The organism is Streptomyces sp. NPDC056527 (assembly GCF_042794475.1).
Taxonomy (GTDB): Bacteria; Actinomycetota; Actinomycetes; order Streptomycetales; family Streptomycetaceae; genus Streptomyces.
Genome location: NZ_JBHTTQ010000180.1, coordinates 1 through 7,727 on the forward strand (window position 1 = coordinate 1; position 7,727 = coordinate 7,727).

Annotated in this window: 6 protein-coding genes; 2 read left to right on the top strand and 4 right to left on the bottom strand. The window is 72.6% G+C overall.

The features are described from left to right. Positions 1-113: 113 nt before the first annotated feature. From efeO to ACFQ7Q_RS36935, 4 genes are all read right to left on the bottom strand, one after another. Complete coding sequence (gene efeO / locus ACFQ7Q_RS36920; RefSeq protein WP_383563263.1) at positions 114-1,268, bottom strand: iron uptake system protein EfeO; 1,155 nt, start codon at positions 1,266-1,268, stop codon at positions 114-116. A gap of 153 nt (positions 1,269-1,421) precedes the next feature. Beyond that, positions 1,422-2,297, bottom strand: coding sequence for a heme ABC transporter ATP-binding protein (locus tag ACFQ7Q_RS36925; RefSeq protein WP_383563266.1), 876 nt, complete (start codon positions 2,295-2,297; stop codon positions 1,422-1,424). Beyond that, positions 2,294-3,406 carry a FecCD family ABC transporter permease gene (locus ACFQ7Q_RS36930; protein ID WP_383563269.1) on the bottom strand — a complete coding sequence of 371 codons (1,113 nt, stop codon included), beginning with the start codon at positions 3,404-3,406 and terminating at the stop codon, positions 2,294-2,296. The genes ACFQ7Q_RS36925 and ACFQ7Q_RS36930 overlap by 4 nt, the downstream gene beginning before the upstream one ends. A 152-nt stretch (positions 3,407-3,558) precedes the next feature. After that, positions 3,559-4,566, bottom strand: a complete 1,008-nt coding sequence (locus ACFQ7Q_RS36935; RefSeq protein WP_383563272.1) for a hemin ABC transporter substrate-binding protein — start codon at positions 4,564-4,566, stop codon at positions 3,559-3,561. A 101-nt stretch (positions 4,567-4,667) separates the two neighbouring features. On the opposite strand from ACFQ7Q_RS36935, the gene ACFQ7Q_RS36940 reads away from it, so the two are divergent. Continuing rightward, complete coding sequence (locus tag ACFQ7Q_RS36940; RefSeq protein ID WP_383563275.1) at positions 4,668-6,158, top strand: HtaA domain-containing protein; 1,491 nt, start codon at positions 4,668-4,670, stop codon at positions 6,156-6,158. Positions 6,159-6,195: 37 nt separating this feature from the next. After that, positions 6,196-7,692, top strand: coding sequence for an HtaA domain-containing protein (locus tag ACFQ7Q_RS36945; protein ID WP_383563278.1), 1,497 nt, complete (start codon positions 6,196-6,198; stop codon positions 7,690-7,692). Positions 7,693-7,727 lie beyond the last annotated feature (35 nt).

Consider the following 7,727-nt stretch of genomic DNA (forward strand, 5'->3'; position numbering starts at 1 on the left):
CGCGAGCCCGGCGCCGCCCCAGCCGAGGAGCCTGCGCCGCGAGGTCGCGTCGGACTCGCGCGGGTCGCTGTCGCTCGTGTGGTTCTCGTCGGAGTGGGACATGTCGGCGTCCCCTACTTCACAACCGCGGCAGCGAGCTTGGAAAGCGGCTCGGCCAGCGCGTTGACGCCGTCCGACAGCTCCTTGCGCTCGGCCTTGCCGACCTTGTCGTACGAGGTGAAGACGTAGGAGCTCTTGTCCGTGCGGTACTTGTCGAGGAGCGTGTTCAGCGCCGCGAACTGCTTGTCGAGCTCGGCGACGAGCTTCGGGTCGTTCTTCGACGCGACCGGCTTGAGCAGCTCGAACGACTTCTGCGCGCCCTCGACGTTGGCCTTGAAGTCGACCAGGTCGGTGTGCGAGTAGCGCTCCTCCTCGCCGGTGACCTTGCCGGTGGCGACCTCGTCCAGGAGCTCCTTGGCGCCGTTGGCCATCGAGGTCGGGGTGATGTCGGCCTTGCCGACCCGCTTCACCCAGTCCGCGAGGTCCTTGTCGAGGATGTCGGCGAGCTGCTTCTCCCGGTCGCCGATCTTCTTGTCCTGCCAGAGCGCCTTCTCGAGGCGGTGCCAGCCGGTCCAGTCCTTCGCCGGGTCCTGCCCGTCCTCCAGGCCGTCCTCGCGGACGTCGACCTTCGGGTCGATGTCGCCGAAGGACTCGGCGACGGGCTCGGTGCGCTCCCAGCCGATACGGGAGTCGGCGTACGCCTTCTTAGCCGCCTCGATGTCACCGGCGCGGACGGCGTCGGTGAAGACCTTCACCTTGGGCAGCGTCTCGTCTGCCTGCGCCTGCACGTACTGGCGGTAGGCGGCGACGGCGGCGTCCATCTCGGGGGAGCGCTTCGCGGCCGCGGCGCCACCGGTCACGGTGACCTTCTGCCGGATGCCGTCACCCTTCATGCCGGGCTTGCAGGCGATCTCGTAGTCACCGGCCTTGACCTCGGCGGTGATGGTGGCCTTCGTACCGGGGCCGATGTTCTCGCGCTCGGTCACGATCCGGTCGTCCGGGTACAGGACGTAGACCTCGGTGACCTTCGTGCCCTTGTTCTCGACGGCGAGCTTCACGTGCCCGGCCGGGAACTCCTTCTTCGAGACCTCGCAGGAGTCGTCCTTCGCGACGACCCGGATCGAACCGTCGTCGCCCTTGGCGTCGCTTTTCTGGGTGCAGCCCGTGACGGCGGTCAGAGCCGCCACCGTGGTGGCGGCGGTGACGACGGAGAGACGGACGGCTCGCATAGGGGCTCCAGTGAGGGCGGGGACGGGGTGAGGCGGACCTAACTTAACCGAGGCTTACCTCACTCGAACCGGGACGTCCAGTGATTCGACTCTCACCTTCCGGGCGCGGGAACGGCAAGGTCACGACGTGCTCATCGGGCGCCCAAGGCAGGGTCAAGTGCTGGTCAAGGAGCCGGGTTTGTCCGTTTCGGCGGCAAGCGGGGCGCGGCGCGGGACGACCAGTGGATCGCCGGTCCGCGGGTGCGGAAGCACCTCCACCGGCTGCCGGTACACCCGGCTCAGCAACTCCTCCTCGAAAACCTCGGAGGGCGGTCCCTCGGCCGCGATCCGGCCGTCGTGCAGCACCCCGACGCGGTCCGCGTGCGCGGCGGCGAGACCGAGGTCGTGCAGTACGACGACCACCGCGACACCGGCCGCGGCGCGTTCCCGGCAGACGCGCAGGACGAGTTCCTGGTGACGCAGGTCGAGCGCGGCCGTCGGTTCGTCGAGCAGCAGCAGCGGAGTCCGCTGGGCGAGTACCCGGGCCAGGGCGACCCGGGCGCGCTCGCCGCCGGAGAGCGCGGAGAACGGGCGGCTGATGAAGTGCTCCACCTCGGTGGCCGCCATGGCCGCCGCGACGGCGGCCTCGTCCTCCTCCTCGTGCCTGGTCCCGGCCCACGGGGCTCGGCCCATCCGGACCACATCCCCGACCGGGAAGGGGAACGCGAGCGCGGCCGCCTGCGGCAGCACGGCCCGGCGCAGGGCGAGTTCGGGCGCCGACCAGTCGGCCGCGGACCGCCCGCAGATCCGCACCTCCCCGCCGGACGGCGGGAGGTCGGCGGCGAGCGCGGCCAGCAGGGTCGACTTCCCGGCCCCGTTGGGCCCGACCAGCGCCAGCACCTCACCGGCCCGTACGACGGCGTCGACCCCGTCGAGCACCTCCCGTCCACCGAGGCCGACACGAAGCCCTCGCGCCTCGGCGACGACCTCGCCGGTCCGGGGAGGAGCGGGCAGCTCCCGCGTACGACGGGCGAGAAGACCGCGGATCATGCCCAACCACCTTGCCTGCGACGGGTCCTGCGCAGCAGCCAGAAGAAGAACGGGCTGCCGAAGAGGGCGGTCAGGACGCCCAGGGGGAGTTCGGCCGGCGCCGCGACCGTACGGGCCGCCAGGTCGCCGGCCGCGAGGACCACCGCGCCGCCGAGCGCGCTGCCCGGCACCAGGAAGCGGTGGCCCGGACCGTTCGCCATCCGCAGCAGATGCGGGACGAGCAGACCGACGAACGTGATGATCCCCGCCACCGCGACCGCCGCCGCCGTCAGCAGTGCCACCACCAGGATCAGGACGATCCGCAGCCGCTCCACGTCCACGCCCAGGTGCCGCGCGGGCCGCTCGCCGAGCGCGAGGAGGTCCAGCTTGCGGGCGTGGAGCGGGGCGACGGCCAGCCCGGCCAGCGCGCACGGCAGTACGGCGAGGACCTTCGGCCAGGTGGCCTGGGCGAGCGAGCCGAGCTGCCAGAAGGTGATCTGGGTGATCTGCGCGTTGTCCGCGAAGAAGATGAACAGACCGATCAGGGCGCCCGCGAAGGCGTTCACCGCGATGCCGGTGAGGATCAGCGTCACCACTTCCGTACGGCCGTCCGAGCGGGACATCGCGTACACGAGGAGGACGGTCGCGAGGCCGGCCACGAACGCGCAGAAGGTGACCGTCCAGTTGCCGAGGAAGCCGAGCCCGAGCGCGATCGCCCCGACCGCCCCCACGGCCGCGCCGGCCGAGATGCCGATGACACCGGGCTCGGCGAGCGGATTGCCGAACACGCCCTGCATCAGGGCCCCCGCGCAGCCGAGTGAGGCGCCGACGAGGATCGCGAGGACGACCCGGGGCAGCCGGATGTTCCACAGGACGCTCTCCGCGGAGCGCTCCAGGGCGTGGCCGCCGAGGCCGAGACGGTGCTGGACGGAGGCCAGTACGTCCCCCGGCGGGATCTCGTACGCCCCGACGCCGGCGGAGAGCAGGGCGAGGATCGCCAGTACGGCGAGCAGGACGAGGGTGAGCGTGGCGGCGGTGCCGCGGGGGGCGCGGCGCGGGGAGCCCGGGGCCCGGCCCCGGGATTCGCTCGCGGGCTCGACCGCGGCGCGCGGGCCCGAGGACTCGGGCACGGAGGCGCCTCCTGTGCGCACGGCCGGGGCCCGCGGCGCCGGATCCGACGTCGCATGCGCCGACCGGGCCGACGCGTCCGGTTCGGTCGGGGCCGGCTCCGTCGGCCGGGACGGCGACGTCCCGCGCGGTGTCATCGAGTCGTCGACGGCCGTCACTTCGCCGCCCCGTACAGCTGTGTCACCAGGGAGCGCAGCACCTGGTCCGTGCGCGGGCCGTAGTTGAGGAGTACGCCGTCGTCGATCGAGACGACCCTGCGGTCCATCCCTGCCGGTGTCTCCGCGACGCCAGGGATCTTCACCAGTCCGTCGACGCCGCCGACGGACTGGAGTCCATTGCTCATCACGAGGATCGCGTCGGGCGCGGCGGCGGCCAGTGCCTCGCTCGTGATGGGGGTGAAGTCCTTCCTCAGGCCGGACTCCTTGCCCGCGTCGATGGCTCCCGCCGCCTCCAGGAGGGACGAGGCCCCGGACTCGGCCCCGCCGAGCAGATAGACGGCCGCCGATCCCCGTACGTAGAGGAAGGCCACCCGCGGCCTGTCCTTCTGCTCGGCGGGAACGTCCCTGCCGACGGCGTCGATCCGGTCCTGGGTGCGCTTCTTCAGCGCGGCCCCCGCGTCCGGTACGCCGAGCGCGGCGGCGACCGCGTCGATCCGGGTGGAGACGTCCGCGAGCTCCTTCGCCGGCTCCACCACGACGAGCGGGATGCCCGCGTCACGGATCTGCTCGATCGCCTCGGCCGGCCCGGTGGAGGTGTCGGCGAGGACGACGGTCGGCCGCAGCGACAGCACGCTCTCGGCGGAGACGTCGTGAGCGCGGGTCACCACGGGCAGCTTCGCGGCCTGTTCGAAGGTCGCGGTGATGTCGCGGGCGACGACCCGCTCGCCGAGACCGAGGGTGAAGACGATCTCGTTGAGCGAGCCGGTGAGCGGGACGATCCGCTCCGTGGAGGCGACGGTGACCCGGCGGCCGTCCGCCGAGCCGACCGTGACGGGCAGCTTCGACTTCGGGCTCCCGGCGAGGGGTTCGACCCGGTCGGGGGCGGACTGGGCGGTGCTCGGGGGCGTGGCCTCTCCGGGTGCGCTTCCGCCGCCGCAGCCGGTCGCCGTGAGGGCGAGGGCGAGTGCCGATACCAGCACACCCGCGAGGCGAGATCTCTGCACGGGGAAGCACCGTCCTGTTCGTTCTGGGCAGCAGCCTGTCGTTTCGACTCCGGGTAGCTTAGGTTAGCCTTACCTCACTTGCTAGCCCTCGGAGGGGTTCCATGCTGCTGTCCAGACCGGCCCGGGCGCTCGTCCTCGCGCTCTTCGCCGCGCTCCTCGGGTCGCTGCTCCCGGCCACCGCCGCCCACGCGGCGGGCCGTGTGGTCCAGGGCGGCAGACTCGACTGGGGGATCAAGTCCTCTTTCCAGCGCTATGTCACGGGCCCCATCGCCCACGGCAGTTGGAACCTCACCAGCGGCGCCGCCACCGTCGGCGGCAGCCGGTTCCGCTTCCATTCGGCCCAGGGTTCCTACGATCCGGCGAGCGGCTCCTTCGAGGCCGGCTTCACGGGCGGAGTGCACTTCCTCGGCCACCGCAAGACCGACGGCTCCCACGAGCTGGACCTGAGGATCAGCAGGCCCCGCGTCCGGATCGAGGGCGGGCGAGGCACGCTCTACGCCGACATGGCCAACAAGGCCAAGGGGACGGGGCGGATCACGACCTCCTCCCAGGTCCCGCTCGCCTCCCTCGACCTGTCCGGCATCGACATGCGCGGCGGCGGCAGCCCGATCTCTCTCGGCAACGTCCCCACGACGCTGACCTCGCAGGGCGCGCGTGCCTTCGCCGGGTACTACACGGCCGGGACGCCGCTCGACCCGATCAGCCTCACCGTCGACGTCGAGGCGGCCGCCCAGCCGAGCGCCACCAAGTCGCCCCGGCCGACGGCAGGTTCCTCCGCCGCCACCGGATCCTTCCGGGACGCGGCGGTCGACTGGGGCGTGCGCCGCACCTTCCGCGAGTACGTCACCGGCTCCATCGCCCAGGGCGAGTGGGCCCTGTCCGGCGGTGCCCAGGACGGCGGCGCGCTCTTCCGCTTCCCGCAGGGCAGGGGGACGTACGACCCGGCGAAGCAGAGCCTCGACGCCGCATTCGCCGGCGCCGTCCGCTTCACCGGCACCCACCTCGACCTCACTCTCGGCGCGGTCACGGTCAAGGTGACCGGTGGCAAGGGCACGCTCGCCGCCGATGTCACCCGCGGCGGGAAGACCGAGAGGGCGGTCCCCCTGATCGCCTTCACGGCCGCCGACTTCACGCCCAGGAACGGCCTCGCCGCGCTGACGGAGGCGCCCGCGACGCTCACGGAGGGCGGCGCCAGGGCGTTCGGCGGGATGTACAAGGCCGGGACCGGGATGGACCCCGTGTCGCTGGCCGTCGCCGTCGACGCGCAGGCGCAGTTGCCCGCGCTGCCGGACCTCGGCAGCGACGCGAAGCCCTCCGCCTCCGCTTCCGCCTCGGCCTCCGCTTCCGCTTCGGACGCCGCCGCGAAGACGGCCGCTTCCAGCGAGCCCACCGGCGTGGGCACGTATCTCGCCATCGGCGCGGGCGTGCTCCTGCTTGCGGCCCTCGCCGCCCTCGCCGTCGTACGCCGACGCAAGGCCGCCGCGGCCTCCTCCGGAGACACCGATTCCTCCGCCGACTCCTCAGGCGGCGCCGAATCCCCCGCCGACTCCTCCTCCGGCACGGACTCCTCCTCCACCGCCACCTCCGACTGAACCCCCGATTCCCACCCCCGTAGGGAGACCACCCACCATGCCCACCGCCACCCGACGTCCTGTCGTCCTCGCCGCCGTCGCCACCGCGGCCGCCCTCGGCGCGAGCGTCTTCGCCCTGCCCGCCCTCGCGGCCGACGGCGCGGACAGAGCAGCCGCCGCCGCTCCCGCGATGGAGCTGAAGGACGGCACGCTGGACTGGGGCTTCAAGGAGTCCTTCCGCAAGTACCTCGCCTCGCCGATGGCGCAGGGTAAGACCACGGTCGGAGGCGGCGCGAAGCAGGCGGCGGACAACGGCGTCTTCACCTTCGTGGACGGCACCGGGACGTACGACACCGGGACGCACGCCACCGCCAACGCCTTCAAGGGCAGCGTGCACTTCGAGGCCCACGGCGGCGTCCTCGACATCACGCTCTCCGACGTGAAGCTGACCACCAAGGGCACGGCCGCGCCGACCGGCGAGATCACCGCCGACGTGGTCACCAAGGGCAAGGACGGCGCGTTCGTCACACGGGACGACGTCGCCGTGGCGGCGCTCGACATGACCGGTGTGCGACCGGGCCAGGGCGCGGGCGGCGCGATGGTCTTCAAGGACATACCGGCGAAGCTGACCAAGGGCGGCGCCGAGGCGTTCGCCGGCTTCTACAAGGAGGGCGACGCGCTCGACGCGGCGACCCTGACGGTCAAGGCGGGCGGCACGTCCCCGTCCCCGAAGCCCACGCCGACCAGGACCTCCACGCCGAGCCCGACCTCGACCCCGACGAAGACCACGGCGCCGCCGACCACCGCCCCCACCACCGCGCCCACGGGCAAGCCGACCACGGGCACCCCGTCGGTCCGGAACGGCAAGCTCACCTGGGGCGTGAAGGAGTCCTGGCGGAAGTACGTCGTCGACACCTGCGGCGGCAAGGCGACGGCGAGCGGCGGGGCGACGAAGAACGGCGCGGTCTACGACTTCGCCTTCGGCTCGGCCCAGTGGGACGCGAACGCCCGCAAGGCCGACGCGGGCTTCGACGGCACCGTCCGCTTCGAGTGCGCGGCCCACACCATCGACTGGACCATCAGCGACGTGAAGGTGAAGGCCAAGGGCTCGACCGGCACGCTCGTCGCGGACGTCGCCACCGCCGCCGGCAAGAAGAACGACGTGACCTTCGCCGATCTCGACCTGTCGAAGGCCGACTACACGGCGAAGAACGGTGTCGTCACCCTCGCGAACATCCCGGCCAGGCTGACGAAGGACGGCGCGGCCCAGTTCGCGGGACCGGGGGGCCAGGCGTTCTACCAGCCGGGCACCGCCATCGACCCCGTGACCGTCGCCCTCACCGTGGACAAGGACACCGCCCTGCCGACCACGACCACGGGTGGGACTTCGGGCGGTGGCTCGACCACCGGCGGCGGCACGGTCGGCGGCTCCGGCTCCCTCGCCGCCACGGGCGCGAGCGTCCCGACCGGCGCCCTGCTCGGCGCGGCCGGCGCCACGGCCCTCGCGGGCGCGGCCGTCGTCTTCGCCGTGCGTCGCCGTACGACGGAGTCCTGAGCCCCGCTCCTGAAAGACCGCCACCCCCCTCAGGC

What these genes read in the sequence shown, in the direction of transcription:
- efeO (WP_383563263.1), bottom strand. Translation starts at nt 1,268, where the DNA reads ATGCGAGCCGTCCGTCTCTCCGTCGTCACCGCCGCCACCACGGTGGCG.
- ACFQ7Q_RS36925 (WP_383563266.1), bottom strand. Translation starts at nt 2,297, where the DNA reads ATGATCCGCGGTCTTCTCGCCCGTCGTACGCGGGAGCTGCCCGCTCCT.
- ACFQ7Q_RS36940 (WP_383563275.1), top strand. Translation starts at nt 4,668, where the DNA reads ATGCTGCTGTCCAGACCGGCCCGGGCGCTCGTCCTCGCGCTCTTCGCC.
- ACFQ7Q_RS36945 (WP_383563278.1), top strand. Translation starts at nt 6,196, where the DNA reads ATGCCCACCGCCACCCGACGTCCTGTCGTCCTCGCCGCCGTCGCCACC.